This window comes from Vicinamibacteria bacterium (assembly GCA_035620555.1).
Taxonomy (GTDB): domain Bacteria; phylum Acidobacteriota; class Vicinamibacteria; order Marinacidobacterales; family SMYC01; genus DASPGQ01.
Map to the genome: position 1 here is coordinate 1 of DASPGQ010000190.1, position 26,968 is coordinate 26,968.

24 protein-coding genes and 1 other RNA gene are annotated in these 26,968 nt (G+C 63.2%); 10 read left to right on the forward strand and 15 right to left on the reverse strand.

The window, feature by feature from the left end; translation table 11 throughout:
- Positions 1-943, reverse strand: a 943-nt coding sequence (locus VEK15_07530) for an exo-alpha-sialidase (GenBank protein ID HXV60527.1), incomplete at its 3' end; no start/stop codon positions are given.
- On the opposite strand from VEK15_07530, the gene VEK15_07535 reads away from it, so the two are divergent.
- Positions 924-1,427 carry a hypothetical protein gene (locus VEK15_07535; protein HXV60528.1) on the forward strand — a complete coding sequence of 168 codons (504 nt, stop codon included), beginning with the start codon at positions 924-926 and terminating at the stop codon, positions 1,425-1,427. The genes VEK15_07530 and VEK15_07535 overlap by 20 nt on opposite strands.
- Here the strand turns inward: VEK15_07535 and VEK15_07540 are convergent.
- The 5 genes from VEK15_07540 to gcvT all read right to left on the reverse strand — a co-directional run bounded on the left by VEK15_07540 (position 1,420) and on the right by gcvT (position 7,843).
- A complete protein-coding gene (locus VEK15_07540; protein HXV60529.1) occupies positions 1,420-2,553 on the reverse strand; it encodes a carbon-nitrogen hydrolase family protein in 1,134 nt (377 codons plus the stop codon). The genes VEK15_07535 and VEK15_07540 overlap by 8 nt on opposite strands.
- Positions 2,550-3,407 (reverse strand): metallophosphoesterase, encoded by an 858-nt coding sequence (locus tag VEK15_07545; protein ID HXV60530.1) that lies wholly within the window; start codon positions 3,405-3,407, stop codon positions 2,550-2,552. The genes VEK15_07540 and VEK15_07545 overlap by 4 nt, the downstream gene beginning before the upstream one ends.
- Positions 3,408-3,495: 88 nt before the next feature.
- Complete coding sequence (gene gcvP, locus VEK15_07550; protein ID HXV60531.1) at positions 3,496-6,330, reverse strand: aminomethyl-transferring glycine dehydrogenase; 2,835 nt, start codon at positions 6,328-6,330, stop codon at positions 3,496-3,498.
- Entirely contained in the window at positions 6,327-6,719 is a 393-nt protein-coding gene (gene gcvH / locus VEK15_07555; GenBank protein ID HXV60532.1) for a glycine cleavage system protein GcvH, read from the reverse strand. Before gcvH ends, gcvP begins: the two co-directional genes overlap by 4 nt.
- A gap of 32 nt (positions 6,720-6,751) precedes the next feature.
- Positions 6,752-7,843 carry a glycine cleavage system aminomethyltransferase GcvT gene (gene gcvT, locus VEK15_07560; GenBank protein ID HXV60533.1) on the reverse strand — a complete coding sequence of 364 codons (1,092 nt, stop codon included), beginning with the start codon at positions 7,841-7,843 and terminating at the stop codon, positions 6,752-6,754.
- A 170-nt stretch (positions 7,844-8,013) separates the two neighbouring features.
- On the opposite strand from gcvT, the gene VEK15_07565 reads away from it, so the two are divergent.
- Positions 8,014-9,609 carry an ATPase, T2SS/T4P/T4SS family gene (locus VEK15_07565; protein HXV60534.1) on the forward strand — a complete coding sequence of 532 codons (1,596 nt, stop codon included), beginning with the start codon at positions 8,014-8,016 and terminating at the stop codon, positions 9,607-9,609.
- Positions 9,610-9,613: 4 nt separating this feature from the next.
- Here the strand turns inward: VEK15_07565 and VEK15_07570 are convergent, their stop codons facing one another.
- Genes VEK15_07570 through VEK15_07580 form a run of 3 tightly spaced genes read right to left on the reverse strand, consistent with a single transcriptional unit; the run spans position 9,614 to position 10,855 of the window.
- On the reverse strand, positions 9,614-9,889 hold the full coding sequence (locus VEK15_07570) for a septation protein SpoVG family protein (GenBank protein ID HXV60535.1): 276 nt from the start codon (positions 9,887-9,889) through the stop codon (positions 9,614-9,616).
- Positions 9,890-9,911: 22 nt separating this feature from the next.
- Positions 9,912-10,544, reverse strand: coding sequence for a prepilin-type N-terminal cleavage/methylation domain-containing protein (locus VEK15_07575; protein ID HXV60536.1), 633 nt, complete (start codon positions 10,542-10,544; stop codon positions 9,912-9,914).
- On the reverse strand, positions 10,544-10,855 hold the full coding sequence (locus VEK15_07580; protein HXV60537.1) for a helix-hairpin-helix domain-containing protein: 312 nt from the start codon (positions 10,853-10,855) through the stop codon (positions 10,544-10,546). The genes VEK15_07575 and VEK15_07580 overlap by 1 nt, the downstream gene beginning before the upstream one ends.
- Before the next feature lie 597 nt (positions 10,856-11,452).
- Between VEK15_07580 and VEK15_07585 the strand changes: the two genes are divergently transcribed.
- Both VEK15_07585 and VEK15_07590 read left to right on the forward strand, forming a co-directional pair.
- Positions 11,453-13,195, forward strand: coding sequence for a DUF4388 domain-containing protein (locus tag VEK15_07585; protein ID HXV60538.1), 1,743 nt, complete (start codon positions 11,453-11,455; stop codon positions 13,193-13,195).
- A 10-nt stretch (positions 13,196-13,205) separates the two neighbouring features.
- Positions 13,206-14,537, forward strand: a complete 1,332-nt coding sequence (locus VEK15_07590; GenBank protein HXV60539.1) for a tetratricopeptide repeat protein — start codon at positions 13,206-13,208, stop codon at positions 14,535-14,537.
- 37 nt (positions 14,538-14,574) lie between these two features.
- Here VEK15_07590 and VEK15_07595 read toward each other — a convergent pair whose 3' ends face one another.
- Complete coding sequence (locus VEK15_07595; protein ID HXV60540.1) at positions 14,575-15,828, reverse strand: peptidoglycan DD-metalloendopeptidase family protein; 1,254 nt, start codon at positions 15,826-15,828, stop codon at positions 14,575-14,577.
- A 137-nt stretch (positions 15,829-15,965) separates the two neighbouring features.
- Positions 15,966-16,901, reverse strand: a complete 936-nt coding sequence (locus VEK15_07600; protein ID HXV60541.1) for an SDR family oxidoreductase — start codon at positions 16,899-16,901, stop codon at positions 15,966-15,968.
- Positions 16,902-17,164: 263 nt separating this feature from the next.
- On the opposite strand from VEK15_07600, the gene VEK15_07605 reads away from it, so the two are divergent.
- Positions 17,165-18,793: a DUF4388 domain-containing protein gene (locus VEK15_07605; protein ID HXV60542.1), complete on the forward strand. Its 1,629-nt coding sequence runs from the start codon at positions 17,165-17,167 to the stop codon at positions 18,791-18,793.
- Positions 18,794-18,798: 5 nt separating this feature from the next.
- Here VEK15_07605 and rnpB read toward each other — a convergent pair.
- Both rnpB and VEK15_07615 read right to left on the reverse strand, forming a co-directional pair.
- Positions 18,799-19,178, reverse strand: an RNA gene (gene rnpB, locus VEK15_07610) — RNase P RNA component class A.
- Between the two features lie 32 nt (positions 19,179-19,210).
- On the reverse strand, positions 19,211-19,498 hold the full coding sequence (locus tag VEK15_07615) for a DUF1330 domain-containing protein (protein ID HXV60543.1): 288 nt from the start codon (positions 19,496-19,498) through the stop codon (positions 19,211-19,213).
- 50 nt (positions 19,499-19,548) lie between these two features.
- Between VEK15_07615 and VEK15_07620 the strand changes: the two genes are divergently transcribed.
- Complete coding sequence (locus VEK15_07620; GenBank protein HXV60544.1) at positions 19,549-21,153, forward strand: NAD(P)/FAD-dependent oxidoreductase; 1,605 nt, start codon at positions 19,549-19,551, stop codon at positions 21,151-21,153.
- A gap of 130 nt (positions 21,154-21,283) precedes the next feature.
- On the opposite strand, the gene VEK15_07625 is transcribed toward VEK15_07620, so the two are convergent.
- The gene (locus VEK15_07625; GenBank protein ID HXV60545.1) at positions 21,284-23,056 is read right to left on the reverse strand and encodes a HAMP domain-containing sensor histidine kinase; all 1,773 of its coding nucleotides are present in this window, start codon (positions 23,054-23,056) and stop codon (positions 21,284-21,286) included.
- 3 nt (positions 23,057-23,059) lie between these two features.
- Positions 23,060-23,758 (reverse strand): response regulator transcription factor, encoded by a 699-nt coding sequence (locus VEK15_07630; GenBank protein HXV60546.1) that lies wholly within the window; start codon positions 23,756-23,758, stop codon positions 23,060-23,062.
- Between the two features lie 133 nt (positions 23,759-23,891).
- On the opposite strand from VEK15_07630, the gene VEK15_07635 reads away from it, so the two are divergent.
- The 4 genes from VEK15_07635 to VEK15_07650 form a co-directional block, all read left to right on the forward strand.
- Entirely contained in the window at positions 23,892-25,283 is a 1,392-nt protein-coding gene (locus VEK15_07635) for a VWA domain-containing protein (protein ID HXV60547.1), read from the forward strand.
- Between the two features lie 12 nt (positions 25,284-25,295).
- Positions 25,296-25,814: a PspA/IM30 family protein gene (locus VEK15_07640; protein ID HXV60548.1), complete on the forward strand. Its 519-nt coding sequence runs from the start codon at positions 25,296-25,298 to the stop codon at positions 25,812-25,814.
- Positions 25,814-26,383, forward strand: coding sequence for a hypothetical protein (locus VEK15_07645; protein ID HXV60549.1), 570 nt, complete (start codon positions 25,814-25,816; stop codon positions 26,381-26,383). Before VEK15_07640 ends, VEK15_07645 begins: the two co-directional genes overlap by 1 nt.
- 26 nt (positions 26,384-26,409) lie before the next feature.
- A partial coding sequence (locus VEK15_07650) for a homocysteine S-methyltransferase family protein (protein HXV60550.1) occupies positions 26,410-26,968 on the forward strand: 559 nt, incomplete at its 3' end.

The window sequence follows — 26,968 nt, forward strand, 5'->3', positions numbered from 1 at the left end:
CGTCGTCGACCAGCTCGATGTCGACCCGACCCAGGGGCGAGCTTGCCGCCAGGCGCACCGGTGCCGAGAAGCTCTCCCCGAAGTCGCTCGAAAAAACCACCTGGACCCGTGGCTCGTCCTCGGCCGCAGAGAACCAGGCGATCGCGAGCCGCCGTCCGCTCGCGGTGACCTGAGGTCCATTCACGGGGCAACCGTCGATCTTCCATCCATCAGGGTTGAGCGTCTTCGGTTCCGTCCAGGTTCCATCGACGCGGCGCACGTAGGCAATATCCCGGATCTCCTCGGCCGACCGGTCGCGGTAGGCGACGAACCACCCCTCGTCGGTGACCGCCATCGCCGTCTGACAGCACTCGCAAACCCGATCGTCGAGCAGCTGCTCGTCACCGAGCTCGTTTCCGACGAGGCTCGTGGCGTAGAGCGACATCTCGTCCCCCTTGCGCCCGTCGAGCCAGACCGCCGCGAGGCCATCCCGGCCGTGGGAAGCGAGCGAGGCGAAGCCGTGCTCGGTCAGAGTCCGATCGCGATGCAGCTTTCTGGACCGGTCCCAGTTTCTCCCCCGGTCTCGAGAAAGCGAGAATCGGACGTCGTACTCGTACGTTCCTTCGCCCGCCTTCTCGAGCCAATGGACGGCGACGCGTCCGTCCTCGAGCGGAAGCACCGAAGGGAAATCGGCCCAGTTGGCGAAGAAATTCTTCGCGGTGCGGACCGTCGTCGGTTCGGAAAAACGCTCACCGTCCCATCGAGCGAGCCGCAGGCTATGTCCCTCCCCCGTTCGCTCGAGCCAGCTGAGGTACATCTCGCTCGCCGAAGCCCCGAGGTAGGGGGTCATGCTGGTCGCGGCCGCGGGCGAGGCGAGGATCTCCACGCGAGCGTCGGAGCCGGGAAGAACCTTCGCGTAGAGACCTATAATAAGGAGCCAACGCATGACTCTCGGACTGCTCACGCTTCATCTCCTCTCGGTGGCCGCCATCGCCGTCACCGTATTCTATGGGATTCACATCCCCGAAGGGGGCGGCGCATTCGGCCGGCACTTCATTTTCGCTCTCATTGCCTCGATGCTGGCAGTTTTCACGCATACGATGACCTACTTCTACTTCGTTGGCATGGGCAGCAACCTCAAGCGCGCGGTCGAGGAGCACGGCCGCGGACGGGACCGCCTCTCGTCGAGCCGTGTCCTGAAAGCGAAAGTGCTCCCCTGGGCATTCGGGGGAATGGCTCTCTTGATGGCGACCTTCATCCTCGGTGGTGGCGCGCACACCCGAGCCATTCCGAGCTGGATCCACAGCGGGCTCGGCTACCTCTCGCTCGGTTACAGCTTCGTCGCGCTTCTCGTGGAGGGGTATTTCCTCCTCCAGCAGAACCGGCTGGTCAACGCCTTTCAGCGAGAGCTCGTCGGCGTCCGGGAGCGAAACGCCGAGATCAGCTGACCTCGACTTCCACCGAGAGGCTCTCGAGATCGCGGAGGATGGATTCCACTTTGTCCGCCGGGAGCTCGTGCCGCGCGGCCACGGACTCGATTTGCTCGGTCGTGATGCGGCGACGCGGTGACATCGGCCCGGTGGGGCCGTAGTCCTCGCTCCGCACCCGCAACGAGACGACGTCCCAGCGGCTGTAGTGGCCCATGCAGTCGAATACGTTCTTGGCGACGATTCGGTCGCGGGGGTCGAGCTCGGCCACGACCAGCTCCTCCTTGTGGAAGACGGGCTCGCGGACGTAGGCGCCGAACGGATTGGCGATTGCGCTTCCACCCATGGCCCATTTCCACGAAGCGCTCTTCTTGTAAGGGAAGTCGTCGGGAACCGCGTCCTCGGGAAGATACATCGAAGCGCTCACGACGAACGTCTGGGTCTCGAAGGCGTATTCACGAATGGCGGAGTCCTGATCCGAAAAGCACAGGGGACGGACCTCGCCAGTCATGTCTCGCACCGAGTTCGACTTTCCTCCGTAACTCCACCAGCCGGGCCAGCAGGCGGCGTGGATCTCTTCGCCCTTCATGGCCATGGCCGCTTTCAGCAGCGTCATGTGGTTCTCGAAACAAACGAGCCCGCCGAGCTTTCCGAAGTGCGTGTCGAACACGCGCAAGTCGGAAGCGTCCCCCCGTCCCCAGAAGAACCGTTCCTGGTGGGTCGGCATGAGCTTCCGGTGGCGCCCCAAGATCGTGCCGTCTCCGTCGAGAAAGAGCATGGTGTTGTACAGGGTCGCCGAGCCCTCGCGGTCGTCCTGCTCGTTGAGTCCGATGACGGCAACGAGCCGCGCGCTCTCCGCTGCCCGACAAAGCTCGTCGGTCTCCGGACCCGGGATGCGGACCGATTGGTCGTAGAAGGCCACGACCGTGTCCTTCCAGAGCGCCGCGGATTCCGGGCTCGTGTAACCGAAGTTGTTGCGCCAGTACGGATAAGTCGGAATGCCCGTCTCCGGAGTCACGAGCAGGTCGACGCCCCGCCGACCCGCTTCCTCGATGGCGGCGGCGTACTTCTCGATACTCTCCTTCTTCTTCATGAACACCGGGCTCACCTGTGCAGCGGCGGCGACGATCGGACGTTCGAGCTTCATGGAACGTTTCTAGCATCGCTCGAGGCGAGCCGCAAGAGCACGACCTCCGGCGGAACGCGAAAGCGAACGGGGAGAATGCTGGTGCCGAGACCCGAGGTCACGAACAGGTGCCGACCGGCTTCGATGATGTGACCGCGTGCATAACGATCCCCGTAACTCGAAGGCACGACCGGTGTGCCGAAGAATGGAAACCGCACCTGTCCGCCATGGGTATGGCCGGCAAGCGTGAGGTCGATTCGTGCGGGGACCGCGGGGAACAGATCGGGATTGTGGGTGAAGGCCACCACCGGCAGGCCGTCATCCGGAATACGAGCCACGACGGCATCCGGATCCGGGGCCGCCTCCCAGGCATCACCGAGGCCGACCAGCCAGAAGTCGAATCGATCCTTCGTGAGTCGCAACGCCTCGTCTTCGAGGACGGAGATCCCCTGGCTCGCGAGCGCATCCCGGACGCGATGACCGTCGAGCCACCAGTCGTGGTTTCCCAGCACGGCGTAGACGCCGAGGCGAGCACGAAGGCGAGATAGAACTGTGGCCGTCCGCTCCGGGGGTACGAAGCTGCCGCCGAGGACTCCGTGAATGACGTAGTCGCCCGCCAGAAGGACGAGATCCGGCTCCTCTTCCTCGTTCAACCTCTGCACGACGGTCTCGAGGGCCTCGAGGCCGAAATGGGGAGAGCCGATGTGCAGATCACTCATGAGCGCCAAGGTCAGCCCGCTCTGCTCCTCTTGCCACCCGGGAAGGACAATCGTCTCGTGGTGAAGCACGAGCGACGAAGGCTCGATCCAGAAAGCCCATCCGCCGAGGCAGAACATCACCAGGGGCACGGCAGCGAGGAACCACTTGCGACTCATCACCCTGTCATCACCCTGCTCGAGTATGCGGGTCGATTGTGGCGAGCCGATGGCGACGGTTCGTCAAGTCATCGCGATGGAGAAAACGTCAGGCGTAGGCTTCCATCGGCGGGCAGACGCATACGAGGTGTCTGTCCCCGTAAGCGTTGTCGATACGCGCGACCGGAGGCCAGAACTTGTGCTCCCGAACCCAGGGCGCGGGAAAGGCCGCCTGCTCTCGCGTGTAGGGATGACTCCATTCGTCCGAAGCAATACGAAGCGCGGTGTGGGGCGCGTTCTTCAAGACGTTGTCTTCGGGGTCGGCACGCCCCTCTTCGATCGCGCGGACCTCCTCGCGAATCATGATGAGAGCCTCGCAGAATCGGTCCAGCTCCTGCCTCGACTCGCTCTCGGTTGGCTCGATCATGAGCGTTCCAACAACGGGGAACGACATGGTGGGCGCATGAAAGCCGTAGTCCATCAGCCTCTTGGCAATGTCCTCCGCCTCGATACCGGCAGACTTCCGGAAAGACCGGCAATCGAGAATGAACTCGTGCGCCACGCGTCCCTTCTCGCCGGTGTAGAGCACGGGATAGTGGGGAGAGAGTCGCGTCGCCATGTAGTTCGCGTTGAGGATCGCGATCTCGGTTGCCCGCTTGAGGCCGTCACCACCCATCATCCGGATATAGGCCCAGGAAATGGGCAGGATGCTCGGACTGCCGTAGGGCGCCGCGGAGACCGGGCCGATCGCGTGGGCGCCACCGAGCTCGGCGAGGGGATGTCCCGGCAGAAACGGCTGGAGGTGGGCGGCGACACCGATCGGGCCCATACCCGGGCCGCCTCCTCCGTGCGGGATGCAAAACGTCTTGTGCAGGTTCAGGTGGCAGACGTCGGCGCCGACGAGGCCAGGGGAAGTCAGGCCGACCTGTGCATTCATGTTGGCGCCGTCCATATAGACCTGACCGCCGTGGTCGTGCACGATGCGACAGATCTCTCGGATGCTCGCCTCGAAGACTCCATGCGTCGAGGGATAAGTGATCATGAGAGCACCCAGGGTGTCACGATGGGCTTCGGCCTTGTTCCTCAGGTCCGCCACGTCGACGTTGCCCTGCGGATCGCAATCGACGACGACGACGCGAAAACCCGCCATGACGGCGCTCGCGGGATTCGTCCCGTGGGCCGATACCGGAATCAGGCAAACGTTTCGATGCGATTCCCCCCGGCTCGCCAGATAGGCGCGGATTACCAGCAGCCCGGCGAACTCGCCCTGCGAGCCGGCGTTGGGCTGGAGGCTGATGGCGGCGAAGCCGGTGATCTCGCGAAGCCAGCTTTCCAGTTGGCGGTAGATCTCCGCGTACCCCTGACACTGGTCGGCAGGAGCGAAAGGGTGGACGTCCGCCAGCTCGGGCCAGGTGACCGGGATCATCTCCGTCGTGGCGTTGAGCTTCATCGTACAGGAACCGAGCGAGATCATCGACGTCGTCATCGAGAGGTCCCGCGCCTGCAGCCTGTGGATGTAGCGCAGCAGCTCGTGCTCCGCGTGGTAACGATGGAACACCTCGTGAGTCAGTATCTCGCTCGTCCGAGCGTGAGGCGAAGGGATCTCGAAATCAGCTTTGTCGACGAGCTCCGCGCCGAAGACTCCCAGGAGCGCTTTCACCTCGTCGAGGGTCGTCGTTTCGTCGAGCGCGATTCCGACCGACCCGTCGTCGTAGCCTCGCAGGTTGAACCCCGTCCGGACCGCCTCGGCAAGAAATCGCGCGGCATTCCGCACCCGGAGGGTATCGAAGAACGGTGGCTCGCCGACGTCGAACCCCTTGCGTCGAAGTCCGTCGAACAGCAGTGCGGTCAGACCGTGCACCCGCCGGGCGATCCGCTTCAATCCATCGGGCCCGTGGTAGACCGCGTACATGCCCGCCATGATGGCGAGAAGCACCTGGGCGGTGCATATGTTCGACGTTGCCTTGTCGCGACGGATGTGTTGTTCGCGGGTCTGAATTGCCAGGCGAAAGGCGACCTTCCCATCGGCATCCCTGGAAACCCCGACCACCCTTCCCGGAAGTCTCCGGGCGTGCTTTTCGCGGGTCGCGAGAAAAGCGGCGTGAGGACCACCGGCGCCGAGTGCGACTCCGAAGCGCTGCGAGTTGCCGATGGCGATGTCGGCGCCGACTTCGCCGGGGGAGCGTAACAATGTCAGCGCGAGAAGGTCGGTCGCCATCGTGACGATCACGTCGTGCTCCCGAGCCCATCGACAAACCGCTTCGTAGTCCACGATACGTCCATCGGTCGTCGGATAGGAGAGCAGGATGCCGAATAGCTGGCCTCCGTTCGCGCGGACAGCATCGACGGGCCCGACCGTCACGTCGATCCCGAGAGGCTCGGCTCGGGTGCGCACGACGGCGATGATCTGGGGATGGCAGTCCTCGGCAACGAAGAAAGCCCCGCGCTTCTTGCCGTCGATCGCCGCCGACATCGTCATCGCTTCCGCTGCCGCGGTAGCCTCATCGAGCAGGGACGCATTGGCGAGGGGGAGGCCGGTGAGATCGGAGACCATCGTCTGGAAGTTCAGGAGCGCTTCGAGTCGCCCCTGGGCGATCTCCGCCTGGTAAGGAGTGTACTGCGTGTACCAGCCGGGGCTCTCGAGGATGTTTCTGAGAATCACCGTCGGGGTGATGACACCGTGGTATCCCAGACCGATGAAGGAACGCAGCACGCGATTCCGTCGCGACAGCTCACGGATCTCGGTCAGAGTTTCGTGCTCGCCCTTCGCCTCGGGAATCGCAAGGGGCGACGTCATCCGGATGTCATGGGGAACGGTGTCGGCCACGAGAACCTCGAGGTCGTCGTAGCCGAGAAGCTCGAGCATCTGCTCGACGTCGTGAGGGCGTGGACCGATGTGCCTCGGGGCGAACCGATCACTCGGGGCGAGTGGATCGAATCTCAACCCTCACCCTCCGAGTCCAGATAGGCCTGGTACTGGGCGGCGGTCATCAGCGAATCCAGCTGAGAGGCATCCGTGACCTTGACCACGATGAGCCAGGCGTCTCCGTAGGGGTCGGTGTTGACGAGCTCGGGGGAATCCACGACAGTCTGGTTGATCTCGAGCACCTCGCCGCCGACGGGAGAGAACAACTCCGAGACCGCCTTCACCGACTCGATCGTTCCGAAGACCTCCATCGCCCCAACCTGGGCTCCGACTTGGGGAAGCTCCACGTATACGACATCCCCGAGCTGCCCTTGGGCGTAGTCGGTGATGCCGACGCGGCCTCGATCTCCGTCGACGTGAATCCACTCGTGCTCTTTGGAATATTTGCGATCCTCCGGCAGCATGATTCTCTCCTGATTGCGCGTTTTGGATACTCGGACTAGGCAGACTTCATTCCGCGCTTATAGAACGGCGTGGGTGCGACCCGCGCCCCCGCCCGGCGCCCGCGGATGTCGATCTCGATCTCCGTCCCTTCCTCGCATGATTCGACGGGTAGGTAGGTCAACCCGATGTTCTTCTTCAAGTAAGGAGCGAAGCTTCCGCTCGTAACCGTCTCCGCCGACTTGCCACCGACGAAAACCCTGTGACCGTGCCGAGCGATTCCCCGATCGATCATCTCGAAACCCACCAGTCTGCGGGTAACCCCTCTTTCCTTCTGGCGCTCGAGGGCCTCGCGGCCGGTGAAATCGCCTTTTTGCCACTTGATGATCCACCCTAGGTCGGCCTCGAGCACTGTGTGCTCTTCATCGATATCGTTGCCGTACAGAGCCATTTTCGCCTCGAGCCGGAGCGTATCCCTCGCCGCCAGGCCAACCGGGGCAACGCCGCGCCCGAGAAGGCCCCGGGCGACCCGCTCCGCCCCCGATGCCTCGAGCATGATCTCGAAGCCGTCTTCACCGGTATAGCCCGTGCGGGAGACGAGAGATTCCTCGTCGAGTACCTTGCCGCGGGCGAAACGGTAGTACTTCATCGATCCAAGATCGACGTCGGTGAGCGGCTCGAGGAGCGCCGCCGCTCGAGGTCCCTGGAGCGCGAGGAGAGCGTATCGGTCGCTTTCGTCGCGCAGTGAAACGTCGCCCGTCTTCCTCGACTCGATCCACGAGAAGTCCTTCTCGATGTTCGCGGCATTCACCACCAGGAGATAACGTCGCTCATCCAGCCGATAAACCAGGATGTCGTCTACGAACGTTCCCCGTTCGGTCGTGAGCGCTGAATATTGCGCTTGGCCGATCGCGAGCCTCGAGACGTCGTTCGGGGTAAGGCGCTGGAGGAAGGCCTCGGCATCCGAGCCTTCGACGAAGAACTCCCCCATGTGGCTCACGTCGAAGAGGCCCGCTTCTTCGCGGACGCTCATGTGCTCCGCTACCACGCCGCCATAGTCCACGGGCATTTCCCAACCGGCAAAGTCTACGATTCGGGCTCCCAGTTCCCGGTGAAGCGAATAGAGCGGAGTGCGCCTGGGCAAAACGATCTCGCGGGTCCTCGATGGTTCGGCGGCGAACGCTAGCACGGGCTCGACGGGGGTGTCAATCCGATCGTTGCGATTCATCTTCAGGTTGATACTGTTGCTCGTCGCCACATATACTTGGTTTCTAATCGAGCGAGAAACGAGCGCTGCTCCCGCGCGAGCGGCGGATATGGATGAGCACCGATACCTACACGGTTCGCTGCTGGAACTGCCTGAACGACTTCGAAGCGGTCGAGGCGGTTTGGTGCAGCTGTGATCCCAAACACCCGTCCAAACTCTGTCCGTTCTGCCTGAATTGCTTCTGCCCGGCAGACGACGTCTACAAGAAGACCTTCTGGGACTCCGCTCCCGACGCGCTCAAGAGCGAAGTCTCGATGCTCGAGCGCGGTCTCGACCGGCTGGGAGAGATCTTGATCCGCAACCAGAAGCTCAAGACCCCTCAGCTTCTGGAGGCCCTCCGCGAGCAGGAGCGCACCGGCGGTCTGCTGGGAAAGATACTCCTCGGACGTGGCTGGGTCACAGAACAAGATATCGACGACGCACTTCGTTATCAGGGTTATCAGCCTCTCGTGGACACCCAGGATCTCGAAGTCACGCCTGCGCCCGCGACGATCTCGAGTCCGGTCCAGATTCTCGAGCATCTGCTCGCCCTCGCGGCCCGCCGAGAAGCATCCGACATCCATCTGGAGCCTACGCAGACGGAGCTCGGGGTGAAACTCCGCATCGACGGCCTCTTCTACAAGGTAAAACCTCTCAAGAAGGAGGCGCTTCAGCCCTTACTCACCCGGATCTACCAGCTCATCGAGCTGGACGCCCGCCGCGAAGACCAGCCGCAGAGCGGACGCGCCCGCATCGTGCTCGAGGGGCACGACTACGACCTGCTGGTGCAAACCCTTCCCACGCGACTTGGAACCAGCGTGGGCATGAAGCTCGTGGACCGGCGGTTTTTTCTGAAGAACTTCTCCGCGCTGGGTTTGTCCCCCGCCGACCAGTTGTTCCTCGTACGCGCCCTCGATGCTCCTTCGGGGCTCATCATGGTGAGCGCTCCACCCAACAACGGCGCGATGACGACCTCCTATTCACTGATGGACTACGTGGTGAAGTCCGAGCGACGGGTGGTCAGCATCGAGCGAAAAATTCAATGGGAGGTGCCGAACGTCCAGCAAATGGAGGTGGATCAGGAGAAAGGCATGGACTACCCCGCGGCGCTGCGCTCGGTAGCGAACGCCAAACCCGATGTGGTCTTCATTCTCGAGCTCAACGACAAGACCACAGCGACCCTGGCGTCGCAGCTCGCGACCACCGTTCAAGTGATCACGGCTTTCCCCGCCTTCGGCGCCGCGGAATCGGTCCATCGGTTTCTCGAGCTTGGTGTCCCGCCATCACTTCTCGCACGTGGGCTGACTTTCGTCATGAATCAGCGATTGGTTCGACGGATCTGCCCTCACTGTCGAGAAGAGGGCAGAAATGCCGACCCCGACAAGCTGAGAGGCTACGGGATCTCGACGCGAGAAGCGAAGACTCTCAAACTCTACAAGGGTCGCGGCTGCAGCCACTGCAATCGCCTGGGATACCGCCGCCGCAAAGGGTTGTTCGAGCTCATCGTGGTCGATCAGGCCTTTCGCGAAACGTTGGGCGCTGGGCCCAGTCTTTCGGAGATCGATCAGGCGGCACGAAACGCGGGAATGGAGACGTTGCGCCAGCGGTGCCTCAAGGAGGTCGGCGCGGGAGTGACCTCGCTGGAGGAGTTCATCCGCTGGCGCATGTAACGTTTCACCGAGAATTTCGGTCCTGATCCCACTTCCGGTAAGCCTCGAGAAGCCGCGCAAGAAAGCGCTCCTTCAGCTCGGGATTCGCGAAAACGACCTGATTCATGTACCGCATCTGACCATCGACCATCACCCCTCGTGACGGGACCGCGGCGAAGAGCCCCTTCTCCCCGTCCACGACGCGAAAGCCCCGCACGATGACTCCATCTTCCAAATCGACATCGGCGAAGGCGACGATCTTTCCGTCCTTGTACCTCGGCTCGTAGAAACTTGTTTGCATATCTGCTCTCCTCGATTCGTCCTCAGATGGCCTGCCAGCGCCCATCTGCATAGCGCGCGATCCGCACTCGCCCGGTCGCTCCGAGAATGACGATGGCGTAAACGACACCGGACTCGTTGCTGAGAAACACCGACCCGGTGGTGCAGCTGCCCAGGGGGGAGAACGACACGATCTTACTCGCACCGATCTGCAACCCCGGAAAGAACGGCATGCTTGCACCCGTCGGCAAGCTCCCGTATCGCACTCCGGGAAACTTCTCGCTCAGTTTGTAGGGCTCGCGCAGCCTGATTTCAGTGCCCGCGGCGATGTCGGCTCGTCGGATTCCGTTGCCGTTGCCGTCGGCGTAGATGGTGAAGACAGGATCGCGATCCGCCTCCTCGAAGACGAGTCCGATATAACGAGCTTCCGCTGCCGCGCGAGCACGCACCTGCCGTAGCAGAGAGCGCAGGTAGACTGCCGCCCCGCGAACCCGCTGCTCGCGAACGTAAGCGGTCGTTCTCGGCAATGCCACGGCCGTCATGATCGCGATCACAATCATGACCAAGAGAAGCTCGAGAAGCCCGTAGCCACGAGCCCCCAGGGGCGGGCCGGCGGAGAGCGCGCGCCGCCGACCCCTCCTCGGGACGATTGCGAAACCCAAGGAACCCCCGATCATCACTTCTTCTTGCTCGTCTGCGCTTCGACTTTTATGAGCCGTTCGAGCTTCAGAAAGGTTTTCTCGCCGATGCCCCGAACGTTCATGAGCTCTTCTTTCTTCTCGAACGGGCCGTTGGCCTCACGATAAGCGACGATTCGCTCGGCCACCTTCTGGCCCACGCCCGGAAGCGAGGTGAGCTCATCGACGGAAGCCGTATTCAAGTCGATCGGCGGCTGCTTCCCAGCGTTTTCCTGGGCAAGGGCCGGAGCCATCGAGATCAGACCGAGGCATGACGTCAGCAGCACCAACGAAGCCAGTTTTCTTCTCATAGGAATCTCCTTTCACTGCCATTTGAGTTCTCGCTGATAGCGAGCCCGCCCACCTGTTGGACGGGCTCGCCGTGCTCGCGCGGTTCATCCCCAGCCGACATGTCGAGCCGCGCGAAAACCAAGACCGGAGTACCGAGTGCCTCTTTGTCCCATCACCTCCCTTCTTCACGTGGCGTTCACCATCCGCTTGAGGCAAGAGACGGGCCAACACGGACGCCGCGGGAGTGGGCCAGAAAGACGCTTGTTTCGTTCGAGTTGGAGAATGCCTGCCGCTCGATTGATGGGTCGCCCTCGCTCGGCACGTAACGCGAACGTGACAGCGGTCGGACGGCGATCGGCGGAAGTGGGTCTAGCGGCTCAGGATAGAAGCGTCAACCAGAGGCCACATGACACCGTCAACCGGACACGGCGGCGTTCGATCGAGCGCGGAGTTTTGTGTTACGATATTCAAAATCGTGGTTGAGGTTTCTCCATCCTCCCAAAGTCTTTGAACACAGGCAGATCCGCATCAGAAGGTGTGATATCGCGGCGTCTTCGCCACCGCTCGGCAGGCTCGGCCGCGCTTTTTCGTCAGCCGGCTAGAACTTCGAAAGTTTCATGGAAGACAAGGAAAGCGGAAGCCTTCGCGACAAATCCGCGTTAGACATACTGCTCGAGCTGCATCACGGGCTCGTCACCGGTTCGTTGAAGCTCGAGCAGGTGCCTTTGAGAAAGGCGGTCTACTTTCGGGACGGTCAGATTCTCTTCGCTGCCTCGAACGACCCGAAGGATCAGCTGGCCTCGATCCTCGTGGAAGAGGGTAAGCTCCGGCCCGAACAGATGGAGGTGGCCCAGGCCCGTGCTACTCGGGAGAATCCGCTAGCGAAAGTACTGACTGAGTTGGGCTATATTTCCCCGCGTGAGCTCGCCGAGGCGGCACGTGCCAAGGTCGAGAAGATCCTCACCGATCTCTATACCTGGAAGGATGGCACGTTCCATTTCGTCACCAGCACGCTTCCGCAAGGAGCTCTCGTCGACATCGAGCTGTCCACACCCCGACTCCTGTTCACGAGCATCCGGCGGATCCAGGACCGTGCGTGGATTCTCCATCGCCTCGGCTCGCTCGACACCGTCGTCCAGCCGTCCGCCCGGTTCGACGGTTTCTTGGTGGAGGCGAAGCCCGAGGAGGCGGCTTCTGAGATCTTGGCTCTAGCGGACGGTGTCAAGACGGTCAAACAGATCGGCGCGGCTTCGAGTCTCGGAGAGTTCGAAGTCTGCAAAGTGCTCGCCGCGGGGTTGGTTTGTGGCGCGCTCGAAAAGAGAACGGAGACCCGCGGGAACGAAGGCGCACTTTCGCGCGCTTTCCAGGAGGCGGGGTCAGCCGTCACCGAGTGGCCGAGCGATCCACCAGCGGGAAACGAAACACTGCAGCTCGAAACGTCGTTCCTGCCCTCGCCGTCGATCCCGGCAGAGATCAACTCGACGAACGCCTTCCGGCGAGGAGAACAGTCGGACCTCGATGAGACGATCGTCGAGTCCACGAAGCCCGAAGTCGAGGCTCTCCCGAATCTGGGCGGGCCGACGCGCGCTTCCGAGCTCCTCGTGGACGAGCTGCCCGAGCCGAGCGAGATGATTCCCAAACGCACGCCGCCGAGGCCTCGGCGCGCCGGCGGTCGGACGGCCAGGGACAAGAGCTCTACTCTTCTATGGGCCGTGGCAGTCGTCCTGGTCGCGGGTGCAGCATTCTCGCTCTACTCGTTCGTGTGGCCGCTGATCGGGGCGCGGAAAGAACCGACTACCTCGACCCCCGCAGGGGAAAGACCGGCTGGAGCGTCGGCACCGCTCCCCAACGCCGCCCCGAAGAGCACTCCCCCGGCGGTGCGGACGGAGACGCCCACCGACGCGGCTCCCGGCTCGGCGGATCCCCGAAGTCCGGCGGCGAAGACACCTGGCGTCGCCGGGTCGGCAACCGCCACGCCACCCGCCGCACCGCCAGCGGCGGCACAGGCTGCCAAGCCCTCGCCCTCTCCTCCCGCCCGCGGGCGTGCCCTGCTGGAGACCGGAGACATCTCCGGTGCGGGCCGCGCTTTTCTCGACGAGCTCACGACGACCAGCGCCGGTAAGTTCACGATCGCCGTAGGCCTCTATTGCAACGAAGAGAACGTTTCTCGTATCTCATCGAACCTCTCCGCCGCCAATCTCTACGTTCTCCCCACGACCGTCGAAGGCAAACCGTGTTATCGAGTCACCTGGGGGCTGTTCGATTCGCAGGAAGCCGCCTCGGCGGCGATGAGCTCCCTGCCCAACGGAATCAGCGCCGGCGACGCGGCCCCGATAGCCGTTTCCCGCTTGCTCCGCTGAATCGCGATTGATGGGCAGCTATCCACGCTCGCGCCGGACGCTCGTGGCCGGGTGGGTGGCGCTCCTGGCCGGAGGCCCACTCGTTCGGGGCGAAGAAATCCTTCGTTTGACCAACGGCCGACAAATCGTCGTCGAGCGCTTTTGGGAAGAGGATGACCAAGTCTTCTACGAGAAGAACGGTAGCATCTTCGGTTTCCCCAGCCATCTTTTGGAACAGGTGGAGGCGGGGAAGACCAGCCCCGGGAAAGACAGCCACGACGACGCCCCATCGGGGCTCAGAAACCAGATCGCGCACGAGACGCTGCGAGAAGCGCGAGAACGAGCTCGGGAAGGCGACGCGGTTGCCGCAGCCGAACGATACCGCGAGGCGATACGCCAGGCACCCGAGATCGTCGGGATCCGAATGGAGCTCGCCGAGCTCTACATCGAGCTAGGCGACCTCGGGGCTGCCGAGTACGAGCTCGAACGGGCGGCACGTCTGGCACACGGAGACCCCCTGGTGCGCGAGCGACTCGGCGACGTCTACTACGCGGGGGGCAGGACCGCACCGGCGATCCGCGAGTGGCAAGCGGCCCATTTCGACAATCCCGGACCCGCCCTGCTCTTCAAGCTCAAGCGAGCACTTCGAGAGAACGACGAGGACATCGATTTCGAAGCACGAGATCCGGCCAGATTCGTCATTCGATACGAGGGCCGCGTCGACGAGGAGATGGGGCGCAGGGTCGCCGTGGCGCTCGAGGACGCTTTTGCCGAGCTGGCCCGCGAGTTCGAGGCTTCGCCTCCGAGGCCGTTCACCGTGACGCTGTATACGAATCGAGAGTTCCACGACGTGACTCACGCTCCGACCTGGGTCTCCGCGCTGAACGACGGTGAGATCCGCATACCCATCGAAGGGGTGACGACGATGACGCCCAAGCTCCGGCGCTTGCTCCGCCACGAGCTGGCACACAGCTTCATCAACGCCTTGACGGGGGGAAACTGCCCTTCGTGGTTCCACGAGGGCCTCGCGCAGCTTCACGAGGGAGCCGAGCGGCTCGACCCCTACCCGCGATTGGCGGCGGCGGAGAGCAATGGAAAGCTCCTGCCCCTCTGGACTCTGGAGGGCTCGCTCACACACTACTCCAAAGAGGAAGCGCTCCTGGTCTACTCCGAGGCCCTGGCGGCCACGGAGTATGTCGCCGCGCGGCGAGGCCGCGAGGCGCACACGCAGCTATTGAGGCTTCTTGCCCAGGGGAAGAAGATGAATGACGCCCTCAAGCAGGTGGTCGGGCTCGACTACCACGAGTTCCAGGCCGCGTGGGAGGCCGACCTCCATCGATATCAGGCCGGCGGACCCCGATGAGTGTCGGTTACGCGATCGTTGCGAGCCCGTGCCTGGCTCAGTTGTCAGCGACCGCCGCGGGACGCGTCGTCTTGCCGAGCTGACGGGTAAGAGCCGTAACCGTGGCTTCATAATCACTTCGGTGCTCCGCGGCGACCGGGGGGCCCGGCGGAAAAATCTGCGTCAGTGGGTTGACGGGCTTGCCGTGCCGCAGGAGTCGAAAGTCGAGGTGAGGGGCGGTCGCCGCCCCGGTATCTCCCACGTAGCCGATGATCTGCTTCTGATCGACCCTATCCCCCGGCGAGAGACCGCGGGCGAACCGGGACAGATGAAGATACTTCGACGTGTAGCCCATGGCATGTTTGATCGTCACCTGGTTTCCGCCTCCCCCACGCCAGCCCCTGTCGGCTACGACACCCGCCCCGATCGAATAGACCGGCGTTCCTTTTCTCGCAGCGTAGTCCACTCCGAGATGAGGCATCCGTCGTTTGTGGATCGGGTGGAGGCGGTTGTACGAGAACCCCGAGCTGACGCGCTCGAACTCCAAAGGAGCTCGTAGAAAGGCTTTCCTCAGGGAATTACCCTCGCGGTCGTAATAGTCGCGCCTGCCCGACGGATCCTCGTAGAGAAACGCAGAGTATACGTGCTCGCCCGAGAGGTACGATACATATCGCGCGGCCAGCAAGTCCCCGTAACCGACGAACTCACCTTCCCGATAGAGTTTTTGGACGACGAGAGCAAATCGATCTCCGCGGCGGCTCTGGGTGTAGAAATCGAAGTCCCAGGCGAAGACGTTGGCGAAGGCGATCGTGAGGGCGGCGCCCTCGCCGAGCCGACTCATGCTCAGGAAGAGATTGTCCTCCAGGACACCGGAAAGGGCGATGGTGCTCCGCTCGAGATCGATACTCGTCGCCTCCGACTGCCAACCCGCCTTCCCGGGAAACAGCTGGATTCTCTTCATCCGGTCGTGATGGACCGAAAGAGCCGCGACTTCCTTTCCGGCACCGTATCGAATCTCGACCTCGTCCCCAATCTTGAGCCGCCGCACGTCCATTACCGCCGACAATGCCCGCGCCATCTCGAAAATCTCAGCTCCGGAGAAACCGTTGCGCTCCAGTACCTCCGACAGCGTGTCGCCCGGTCCCAGCCGGTCGACGATCGACAAGATACCCGAGCTCGACTCGATTGTCTCGGATGCCTGGGGGCGCTCGTGCTCCGGCAGCGGAGGAAGGCTCGTCGAGGTCAGCACGCTGCCGAGCGCGGCCCAGGCGACGGCAGAAATCGCCACCCAGAGCGCGAGCCTCGACGGCATCTTACTGCTCAATGCCGTGGCGGGACCCGTGGTTTATCGGCCGCCACGGCTCGGCCCGTGCGGCGCTGCGCGCCGATCTCGCGGCAGAGGTTGTGGCTACCGCTCGGGAGGCTGGGACGAACACTTCCATCAGCCTCCTACTCCTGGATCTCGTAATAGCTCAAGGTGTGTTTCAAGCCCTCGCGGAACGTGACCGCCGGCTCGTAGCCGAGATCCCGGCGGGCAAGCGAGATGTCGGCGAGGGAGTGGGGCACGTCGCCCGCCCGTGGCGGCGTGTGCCGAGGCTCGAGCGAGGAGCCGGCAATGACCGCCATCTCCCGCCAGAGATCGACGACCGAGGTCCGCTCCGAGCATCCGATGTTGTACACACCGCCGACGGCCTCGGCACGATGGCAAGCAGCATAGTTCGCGCGAGCGACGTTCTCGACGTACGTGAAGTCCCGCGATTGCTCGCCGTCTCCATGGATCGAAGGCGGTTCCCCGTTCGAGATCGCTTCGATGAAGCGGCTGACCACGCCGGAGTAAGGCGAAGAGGGATCCTGCCTCGGACCAAAGATGTTGAAGTAACGCAGCGATACCGTCGGAAGACCATAGACGCGGTGGTAGGTCGTGCAGTAGTGCTCGGCGGCGAGCTTCGAGACGGCATAGGGCGAGAGCGGGGCGGTCGGCATGGCCTCTCTTTTTGGAAGCTCGGCGCTCTCCCCGTACACCGATGACGAGGACGCGTACACGAGCCTCTGTACCGCCGCGGCACGGGCGGCCTCGAGGAGAACCAGCGTTCCCGTCGCGTTTGCCTGATGAGACTCCATCGGAGCCTCGACGGAGCGGGGCACCGAAGCAATCGCTGCCTCATGAAGGACGAAGTCGACACCATCGATGGCTCTCGAGACATCGGCCTGGTTGCAGACATTCCCCTCGAAGATCTCGATGCTTCCTTCGACCTCTTTCAGGTTCTCCCGCTTTCCCGTCGAAAAGTCGTCCAGGACGCGTACTCGCTCGCCACGCTCGAGGAGGAAGCGCACGAGGTACGAGCCCACGAACCCTGCGCCACCGGTCACGAGATAAGATCTCAAGTTGCTTGACCTTCAAACCATACCATGGGCTCAGTTTATGGACTGGGAATCGGTGACGTCAACCCCTTGCCGGAGGATGTCGGGGAATCGGACGTCTTTTTCGAGGACGTGAGCGCGAGGTCGTCGGTCGACTCTCCGTCGACGGTTGACGCACGGAGGTGATTTTCGCCGGGCGCTTTGTGATGTGTTACCATTGACCTAGTTTTCCAGATCTCAATCCGTCTCGACTTCGAGGGCTTCGGCTCCGGAGCTAGGTTCGAACGTTGCAGGGAAACCTAACCGACGAAACGCTTGCCGACGTCATTCGCAAGCTCTACGCCAATCGTCGCAGCGGGATACTCCATTTGGTGCGCGATCGGGTGAGCAAGCGAATCTACTTCCGCAAAGGTTCGATCATCTTCGCCAATTCGGACGTGGACGAAGATCGGCTCGGTCAGTTCCTCATTCGCGAGAACGTACTCGACGACGACAAATTCGACAAGACGAGCGAGACCATGAAACAAACGGGGAACCGTTTCGGGAGAACTGTGGTGGCGCTCGGATTCGCCACCCCCGAGGAGATGACCGCCAAGGTCACCGAACAAATCCAGGGCATCATTTATTCGGTCTTCACCTGGGACCACGGCAATTATCGTTTCGAGCAGCACGAGAATCCCGTCGACGAGGACATCGTGCTCAACCTCTCGACCGCCGACGTCATTCTGGAAGGCACGCGGCGAATGAACAATTTCGAGCGGATGGAGCGCACTCTCGGCGACCGCGACCGGATCCTTCACCCGACGGAAGATCCTCTGCTTCTGTACCAGAAGATGAGCACTCTGACGCAGTCGGAATATTTCGTGCTCTCGCGCGTGGACGGGTCGAGCTCGATATCCGACATTCTTTCGCTGTCACCGATCCAAGAAGAGGCGACTCTACGCTGCATCTATGGGTTACTCTCGGCGGGCGTCGTCGAGCTCAAGGGTGGTGCGAAGCCAGTCCCCCCGCCGACGGCGCGGCCGGCCGAACCGCCGGCAGCCTACTCGGCACCCTCCCCGCCCTCGACCGAGGTCAACGATCCCCGCAAGGGACCATCGCCGGTTTCGTCGCCCGATCCACATCCTTCTTCGCCAACCGCCGGGCACGAAGAATCGACTCCCGAGGAGCTGACGATTCGCAACGAGATCATCGACAAGCATGCGTCGTTGAGCGAGGCGAACCTCTACGACATTCTTGGTGTCGGCACCACGGCGGACGAGGTCGAGATCAAGAAGGCCTACTATTCGATGGCCAAGAAATACCATCCCGACCGCCACCATTCGGCACACCTTCGGGACATTCAGGGCCTGCTCGAAGAGCTCTTCGGAAAGATCACCCATGCCTATCAGGTGCTCTCGAGCACGGCGGATCGACTCCGTTACGACACCAAGCTCCGAGCCGACGCCGAGAATCCACCCCCGGGGTCCGGGGCGGAGCCCGCGAGGAAATCCGCCGGAGCACCCGATTCCGCCCGCCTCCGAACTGCGGAGGAGTGGTTCCGCAACGGGAAACGCCATTACGACGAGATGCATTTCTTCGACGCAATCCAGTGCTTCCGCGAAGCGGTGAGGCTGGCGCCGACCAAGCAGCACCACAAACTGCTGGCTCAGTCCTTGATGAAGAACCCCAAGTGGATCAAAGACGCGGAAAAGCATTTCCGTGAAGCACTCACGTTCGACCAGTTCGATGCGGAGTGTTACCTCGGTCTCGGCGAGATCTACGAAGCCGCGGGGATGGCCCGAAGGGCAAAGAAAATGTACGAACAGGCCTACACTTTCGACCCCGAGAACGAGCAGGTCGTGAAGAAGCTCGGCCGCGACGCCGGTCAGATGGAAGGGGGACTGTCCCGGATGTTCGGGGGAAAGAAGGCCTGAGCGCCTGTCCGAGTCGGCCGTAAGCCGAATTCTGTTCCCACCGCGAGTCGCCCCGCCGGAAGGCGGTGATCATTTCTCTAGCCGGAGCGATTACTCGCCCGGTCGAGCGACCTACCCGGAAGCTTCGGACGGGCCATCCTCGGACGCTTCCCTATTTGGTCTTGCTCCGTGTGGGGTTTACCCTGCCTTGGATGTCACCACCCAAGCGGTGCGCTCTTACCGCACCTTTTCACCCTTACCCCTTTCCCTTGGGAACGAGGCGGTATGTTTTCTGTGGCACTTTCCTTCCGGTCACCCGGACTGGTCGTTAGCCAGCACACTGCCCTGTGGAGTTCGGACTTTCCTCTCGCCTACAAACGAGGCCAGCGATCACCTGGCCGGCTCGAACAGGCAGCCAATTATAGCCGATGTTGAAGACTAAAGTCCCTCCACCACGACGAACTGACCCACGGCCGCCCCGCGGCGCGCGGCCATCGCCTCGCGATACTCGGAGGAATGATAGAACTCCTCCGCCCGCTTCAGGCTCTCGAACTCGACGATCACGACCCGCCTCGATTCCTCCTCGCCCTCGAGCGTGAGCGTGCGTCCGCCTCGAGCCAGATAGCGGCCGCCGTGTTTTTCGATGGCGGAGGCCGCAAGCTGCTTGTACTTCTCGTAGGCCCCGGGCTCGGTTACCTCCACCCGGGCGATGAGAAAAGCTGGCATTTCCACTTTCTCCTTTCGAAGTCGGCGGGCGAAAGGATACCATCGCTCGGTTGGACGCTCCCGACGTAGTGATCATCGGCGCCGGCCACAACGGCCTGACCGCCGCGGCCTACCTCGCCAGAGCCGGCCTTCGAACGCTCGTGCTGGAACGGCGCGACGTCGTCGGCGGGTGCGCGGTCACTGAAGAGATCGCTCCCGGTTGCCGCGCCTCGACCGCCTCCTATATCGCCAGCATGCTGCGTCCCGAGGTCATCCACGATCTCGAGCTCGCTTCTCTGGGCCTTCGTCTCGAGCCCTGTGAGCCGGCCATCCAGGTGGCTTTTCCCGACGGACGGGTCGTGCCCTGGTGGAGCTCGCCCGAGCGCACCTCGGCGGAGTGGAGTCGTTTTTCCGCAAGAGACGCGGAGAGATTCGTGAAGGTCGACGCCGAGCTCAAGCGGCTTGCCCGCTACCTTCAACCCTTTTTTCTGGAACCTCCGCCAACCATCGGACGGCGCGGCCTCGCGGGTCTGATGGAGCTCATGCGGATCGGCCGAAGATTCCACGGCATCACCGAGGAAGAAGTCGGGCGTCTGATCTCGTTCCTCACCGGAAGCCTCGCGGACTTCCTCGATCGGAATTTCGAATCGGACCTCGTCAAGACGATGTACGTCGCCAACAACGTCTACGGCAAGCACGGCGGCCCGTTCCAGCCGGGAACCGCGATCGGCCTCCTGTTTCACTTGCTCAGCGGCGGCGAGCACGAGCTCCAAGGATTCTACGGTCACGTAATCGGGGGCATGGGTGCGATTACCCAAGCGCTCGCGGCGTCTTGTCGCCGCCACGGCGGGGAGATCCGAACGGGAGCGAGCGTCGCGCGCATCGACGTCCGCGAGAGTAAAGCGGTTGCCGTCGTCCTCGAGGACGGCACCGAGATTTCCGCCGGGACCGTGCTGTCGAACGCCGACCCCAAGCGCACGTTCCTCGGTCTGGTCGATCCGAAGGAGCTCCCCTCGGATTTTCGCGCGGCGATCGAGGGCATCAAGATGGACGGGCCGAGCGCCAAAGTGAATCTCGTTCTCGGCGAGGAGCCGAAGCTTCGAGGCATGCCGGCGGATGCCGGCCCGGCCCGACGATCGCTGTTCACGCTGATTCCTTCGGCCGAGTACGCCGAGCGCTGCTACGACAAGGCGAAGCTCGGCGAGCTCAGCGAGGAGCTCTGGGTGGACTGCGTCGTCGCGACGAACGTGGACGAGACCCTGGCGCCGGCGGGGAGACACGTGATGACCTGCTTCGTCCAATACGTCCCCTACCGATTGAGGGAAGGAAACTGGGATGAACGTCGCGATTGGCTGGGCGATCGGGTCGTCGAGATCATCGGCGAATACGCTCCGAACGTTCCCGGCGCGGTGGTCGCCCGTCAGGTATTGACTCCGCTCGACCTCGAGCGCAGGTACGGCCTCACCGAGGGCAACATCTTTCACGGGGACCTGAGCCTGGAGCAGCTCTTCTTCATGCGACCCGTGCCCGGCTGGGCTCAGTACCGGACACCGATCGACGGTCTGTATCTGGCGGGCGCCGGAGCGCATCCCGGCGGAGGGGTGACCGGTGCACCCGGCTACAACGCCGCCCAGCAGGTTTTGAGAGATCTCAGGTCGGGACGACGGGTTCGATGAGAGCTCTCTCTAGAGTTACTCAATGCCGTGGCGGGACCCGTAATCGATCGTTCCGCCACGGCTCGGGCTGCTTACGGCGCGGCCAGCGCGCCGGGCTCGCTCCGCTCGCGCAGGGTGGGCTAGTTTTTCATCACCCTGCTACCCGGAGCACCACGCTCACCGAGAAGCCGCCGGTGTCGACGTTCTTGCCTTCGACCTCGCCACCCATCGCCTCGACGAGACCACGCACGAGTGACAGCCCGATCCCCGTCCCTTTCGAGCGGCGCGTCAGCTCCGATTCCGCCCGGTAGAAAGCCTCGAAGACGTGAGCGAGGTGTTCTTCCTTCACCCCAGGACCACCATCGATGACGGCCACGACCACGGCGTCACCCTGACGTCGCGCCCGGAGAACGACCTCGCGCGCGCTGTCTGCCTCCCGGGAGTATTTGATCGCGTTGTCCACGAGATTGAAGAGCACCTGGATCAGCGCATCACGGTCGTAGAGCGCGTTCGGTAGCCCATCCTCGGTCTCGACGCGAATCTCCAATCCTTCGCGGCGAGCCTGAGGGCCGAGGATCTCGACAATCTCGCGTAACACCGGCGTCACCGAGCCCGAGACGAGTCGCAGCTCGCGATTCTTCCGCTCTAGCCGGGAGAGCTCGAGCACGTTTCCCACCAGACGAGTGAGACGCTCCGATTCCGAAGTGATGACCTCGTAGTAGTGTTTCTTCTTTTCTTCATCTTCGACCAGACCCTCCTGCAGCATCTCGGCGTACATGCGAATGGCCGTCAGCGGGGTCTTGAGCTCGTGGGTCACCGCGGAGACGAAGTTTTTCTGCCTCTCGGCAAACTCCACGGTGACGCCGACCATGCGATACAACCCGGCAAGCCCGGCGATGAGCGCTGCGGCGAGGAGAACCGACATCCAGTACACATATTGGACGTCACTCGCTTCGGACAGCGGGGCGAGGGTCAGGACGCTCGCGACCGAATCGAATGGCTCGGCGAACTGGCGACGGTACCGATAGCCGCCGGAAGGTGCGGTTGGCTCGATGGGCTCGGTGCTCACCTCGGCGAGGCGCGACAGCTCACTGGTCCCGAGGACCCTCTCGTCGAGCCACTCGACGAGCCGCTCGACGTGGATGACCAGGCCCTGCTCGTAGCTCGCTCCCGCGCTCAGCGCCGTCCGGCTGAGCAGCAAATGTTGGGCTCCGGCCAGCCGGCCGCGCATCGACTGGACGACGACGTCGACGGAGGCCTTTTGGCGCGATGCGCTCTCGTCCACCAGATTGGATGTCGCCATCTGGGTGAGCTTCGATACCGGCCGCTGTTCTCGCTCGAGGGTGGCGCGGTTCAGCTCGTTGATGGACTTCAAGTAGGCGGAGCTCTGGGAAACGTCCTCGAGGGAATCGTCGGGCGTGGCGACGTTACGGGTCGTCCCCGGGCTCTGGAGCTCTCTTCGAGCGAGAGGCTTCCGCTCTTCCCCGGGTGTGGCTTCGGCCGCTTTCACGATCTCGGTGATTCGACCAGCGGCTTCTGCATGCCCCGCGGATTCCGGAGGCACCGGCAAGCTGCCGGTGAGCCCTTCGTCGATGAGGGGCGTGGTGACGTCCCCGCCGGGGCCGACCTGGTAGTACCCCACCACGAAAGGCTCCGCTGGCAAATCGGCCAGCGGTGAGCGCTCGAGAACGCCCGTGGTGCTGGAAAGGTAGAAACGGCGATAGTGCTCGAAGGGTCGGCTCTCCTCGCGCCCGACGAGCTCGGTGAGCTCGCGCTCCATCTCGTCGAAGATGCGCTCGGCGACCGCTTGATGGCGCAGCTCTCGCTCGCGCGCCACGCTCTCGAGCGCGCGACCGACGAGGATGGCCAGCGCCCCGAGCAGGACCACTCCGAGGCCGAGAAACATCACCGAGAGGCGCCGCACGAATCACCCGCGGAAACGGTAGCCGGCGCCCCGTATCGTCTCGATGAGCTGCGCGTCCGGATCGACTTTCTTTCTCAGCTTCGCGATGTGCACGTCGACGGTCCGGGTTTCGACCTCGTCGACCCGATGCATCCCCCAGACGTCCTGGAGCAGCGTTCGCCGGCTGACGATGCGTCCCCGCTCGCGGACGAATACTTCGATGAGGGCGAGCTCACGAGGTGTGAGGTCGCACCGCAGGTCGGCCTGCTCGGCCGAGAGAGACGCCCGGTCGATCCGGAAGCCACCGAATTCCAGGACGCCGTTCCGCGGCTCGACCGGAGCCACACGACGAAGGAGAGCCTCGACTCGGGCGATGAGCTCGCGGAGCGAGAACGGCTTCGTCACGTAGTCGTCGGCGCCGGAGCGAAGCCCCTCGACGACGTCGTCTTCCGATCCTTTCGCCGTGAGCATCAGAACTGGAAGGGTCTTTCCCCCTTCACGAAGGCGACGGCAGAGATCGAACCCCGAAAGCCCCGGCAGCATCACGTCGAGCAGGACGAGGTCGACCGGGGGAGGATCCTGGAGGCGACGGAGCCCTGCCTCTCCAGTTTCCGCGCTTTCGACCTCGTGGCCGTGGTAGACGAGGATATCTTCGAGGCCGGTGCGGATCGCTTCCTCGTCCTCGACGACGAGCACCCGCGCCTTTCTCGCCTCTGGTCTCATAACGCCATTGTAACGAGCGTTTCGTAAAACGAGGGTAAAAGCTGGAGCCCACCTTTTACCCACCTTTTGCAAGAAGAGGCCGTTTTGTTCGGTATACCTGGAAATGATGAGCCTCAACGTGAAGGAGAACCAGATGAGCAAAGGGAATGACCTCAGAAACAACGCCACTCGCGTTCCGCTACTCGTGGCTGGCGGACTCGTCGTCGCAACGATCGCGGCTGCCATTCACCTCAAAGCCCGAGTCTTCGAGCCGGTCTCGATCAGTGCCCGGGTGAGCCAGGGCTCGGTCTTGATGGGACATGACGGGAAAGTCCCGATGGAGCTCATGCTCAAAGGCCGCGAGCGGCTCGCTTTCGGCGAGCGCATCGCCACCGATTTCCTCGTGGTACTCGATCGCTCCGGTTCGATGGAGGGCGACAAGCTCGCCCACGGACGAAGTGCCATCGGTGAGCTTCTCGGTCGGCTCGGTCCCGAGGACCGGTTTGGCCTCGTAACCTACTCGGATGACGCCACGCTGCTCTATCCGCTGGAGCTCGCGACCCCGAACGCAAAAGAGCGATGGATGCGAGGCACGAGCCAATTGACGGCGCAAGGGAATACCAACCTCTCTCGTGGGCTCGATGTGGCGTGGGAGATCACTTCCCATACCTCGGGCCGCGTGGTGCGGGTTCTGCTGATCTCCGATGGCCTCGCGAACGCCGGCGATGCGACCGCTGACGGACTCGTTCGGCGGGCGGCGAGATTCGCTACGCGCGCTCAGGTGCTCACGACCATCGGAGTCGGACTCGACTTCAACGAATATCTGATGAGCGCCCTCGCCGATGCCGGGACGGGAAACTACCACTATCTCGAGAGCTCCACCGAGCTCGCCGAGGTCTTTCGCCAGGAGCTCGCGACGGGACAAGCGACGGTGGCGAGCGGGCTGACCATTACGCTCACACCGGGAGAGGGTGTCGAGGTGGTCGATGCGGCGGGATACCCCCTGTCGCGAGACGGCGCCACGGTCAGCTTCCAGCCCGGCTCGCTGTTCGCGGGGCAGGAGCGCAAGATTTGGATCACCTACCGAGTTCCAAACCAGAGCCCCAGCCAGTACACGCTCGGAAACGTGACTCTTACCTATACGGCCGACGGGCGCCGCGAGGTCGTCGATTTACCCGACGTGGCGACGGTCGCTTGCGTCGAAGACCGGGACCGTTTCTTCGCCTCGGTGGACAAGAACGCCTACGAGGACTCCGTCGTCCACGAAGCTTACGGTCGGCTCAAGCAGTCGGTGGCCCGTGCTGTTCGAGAAGGGAAGCTGGAGAAGGCCAAGGAGGAAATCGGCCGCTATCGCCAGAGCCAGCAGTGGATGAACGAGGCGCTCCGGCTTCCCGAGCTCGACGAGAACCTGCGAGACCTCGATCGCCTCGAGGGAGAGGTCGCTAGTGCTTTCGAGGGCGAGGACCAGGCCCGCAAGCAAAACGCCTTCAGCAAGAGAACCCAGGCCGACGCATCCGAGATGCGTCGGGCGGGCGCCAAGAAGTAAGAGGAGGACACGATGGGACTCGCATCGAGACTGACCACACTACTCAAAGCCGATGCCCACGGCGTCGTCGACGCCGTCGAGGATCGCTCGTTGCTCCTGAAGCAGTACGTTCGCGAGGCGGAGGCCGAGCTCGTTCGCAAGCGCGCCCGTCTGGAAGCGCTCGAGGTGGAGGCGAAATCGCTGGAGGAAGCGAAAAAGCGTCTCGCCGTCGAGTCGAAGCGCTGGGACGAAGACGCGACGCTCGCGCTTCGCGGGGAGAAGGAGGAGCTCGCGCGATTCGCGGTCAAGAAGCTTCTCGTCTCGAAACGAAGAAGCGAGCAAGCCGAACGGCGCATCGAACAGGTAAGGGAGGAGCGCGAAGGCCTCCTTGAGACCATTGCGCGTCAAGAGCTCGAGCTCGATGACCTCCAGGCGAAGGTCAAAGCGTTTCTCGCTCGGGTGAACGCCGGGGACGGCGAAATCGTGCTCGATGCCCCGGTGGCGGACGAGGAAGTCGAGATCGAGCTCTTGCGGCGAAAGGCGGGTGCGTGATGCCCACGAAATGTTTCGCGCGGAGCCTCGGTTACGGCGTGGTCGCGGCTCTCGCCCTGACACCCTTCCTGTTACTGATCGGTCCGATCCTCGGAAGGGGAAGCGCGATCGCTCTCGCAAGCGTTCTCGCGGTCTCGGGCTACCTCACCGTGGTGGCCCCGAGCCGGATCCAGGGTCTTCGCGTCGGGCTCCTGGCTCTCGCGGCCGGCCTGTTGCTCTTGGGCCTCGCGGAACCTCCGTCGGTCCTGCTCGGGGCCGGCGTCCTTCTATCGGTCTTCCGGAGCGGGTTCCTGTTCCGGTCGAGGCCGGCGCGCGCTCTTCTGGTCGAGGGGAGTCTTCTCGGGGCGGGGCTCGTGCTCGCGCGCCTTCTCGCGAGCGGCGGGGACGCCCTGAGCCTCTCGTTCGCCCTCTGGGGATTCTTTCTCGTACAGAGTCTCTTCTATCTCGTCGGCGGCGTCTCGGCCGCAGGCTCGACCCAGACCGCGGAGGATCCGTTCACGCGGGCGTGCCGAGAGGCCGCGAGACTGATGGAGGACGAGGGGAGCGCGCACGCCGCCGGAGGCAGCTAGCAGGCGTTTGCGATATTCTGATCGCCATGAAAAAAGGAATTCTCGAACGCATCGCCGAGGGACCCGTGCTCGGGGACGGAGGTTATCTGCTCGAGCTGGAAAAGAGAGGTTGGGTTCGGGCGGGGCCGTTCACCCCTGAGGTCGTCCTCGAGCATCCCGAGGCGCTTCTCGAGCTGCACCGGGAATTTCGGCAGGCCGGATCGGACGTGCTCCAGGCGCTCACGTTCTACGCGAGCCGCGACAAGCTCGCGACCGTGGGTCTCGAAGACAAGGTCGAGGAGCTGAACCGAACCGCGGTGCATATCGCCCGCGAGGCCGCAGGCGAGCACTGCCTCGTCGCCGGGAACTTGAGCCTCACCTGGATGTACGAGCCGAAAAGCGATAAGGCGAAAACGGTGGTGGCGGCAACCTTCGACGAGCAGCTCTCGCAGCAGGTGGACTCGGGGGTCGACTTCATTATCGGCGAGACGTTCTCTTGGCTCGGAGAGGCCTTGATTGCCGCCGAGCAGGGCAAGAAGACGGGACTCCCGGTGATGATCACGATGAGCTTCGAGAACTCGGACCTAACGCCCGACGGTAAGACCC

Excerpts from the sequence above, each read along its gene's own strand:
- VEK15_07535 (HXV60528.1), top strand. The coding sequence starts at position 924 with ATGACTCTCGGACTGCTCACGCTTCATCTCCTCTCGGTGGCCGCCATC.
- VEK15_07540 (HXV60529.1), bottom strand. The coding sequence starts at position 2,553 with ATGAAGCTCGAACGTCCGATCGTCGCCGCCGCTGCACAGGTGAGCCCG.
- VEK15_07545 (HXV60530.1), bottom strand. The coding sequence starts at position 3,407 with ATGAGTCGCAAGTGGTTCCTCGCTGCCGTGCCCCTGGTGATGTTCTGC.
- VEK15_07565 (HXV60534.1), top strand. The coding sequence starts at position 8,014 with ATGAGCACCGATACCTACACGGTTCGCTGCTGGAACTGCCTGAACGAC.
- VEK15_07570 (HXV60535.1), bottom strand. The coding sequence starts at position 9,889 with ATGCAAACAAGTTTCTACGAGCCGAGGTACAAGGACGGAAAGATCGTC.
- VEK15_07575 (HXV60536.1), bottom strand. The coding sequence starts at position 10,544 with ATGATCGGGGGTTCCTTGGGTTTCGCAATCGTCCCGAGGAGGGGTCGG.
- VEK15_07580 (HXV60537.1), bottom strand. The coding sequence starts at position 10,855 with ATGAGAAGAAAACTGGCTTCGTTGGTGCTGCTGACGTCATGCCTCGGT.
- VEK15_07585 (HXV60538.1), top strand. The coding sequence starts at position 11,453 with ATGGAAGACAAGGAAAGCGGAAGCCTTCGCGACAAATCCGCGTTAGAC.
- VEK15_07590 (HXV60539.1), top strand. The coding sequence starts at position 13,206 with ATGGGCAGCTATCCACGCTCGCGCCGGACGCTCGTGGCCGGGTGGGTG.
- VEK15_07595 (HXV60540.1), bottom strand. The coding sequence starts at position 15,828 with ATGCCGTCGAGGCTCGCGCTCTGGGTGGCGATTTCTGCCGTCGCCTGG.
- VEK15_07615 (HXV60543.1), bottom strand. The coding sequence starts at position 19,498 with ATGCCAGCTTTTCTCATCGCCCGGGTGGAGGTAACCGAGCCCGGGGCC.
- VEK15_07630 (HXV60546.1), bottom strand. The coding sequence starts at position 23,758 with ATGAGACCAGAGGCGAGAAAGGCGCGGGTGCTCGTCGTCGAGGACGAG.
- VEK15_07635 (HXV60547.1), top strand. The coding sequence starts at position 23,892 with ATGAGCAAAGGGAATGACCTCAGAAACAACGCCACTCGCGTTCCGCTA.
- VEK15_07640 (HXV60548.1), top strand. The coding sequence starts at position 25,296 with ATGGGACTCGCATCGAGACTGACCACACTACTCAAAGCCGATGCCCAC.
- VEK15_07645 (HXV60549.1), top strand. The coding sequence starts at position 25,814 with ATGCCCACGAAATGTTTCGCGCGGAGCCTCGGTTACGGCGTGGTCGCG.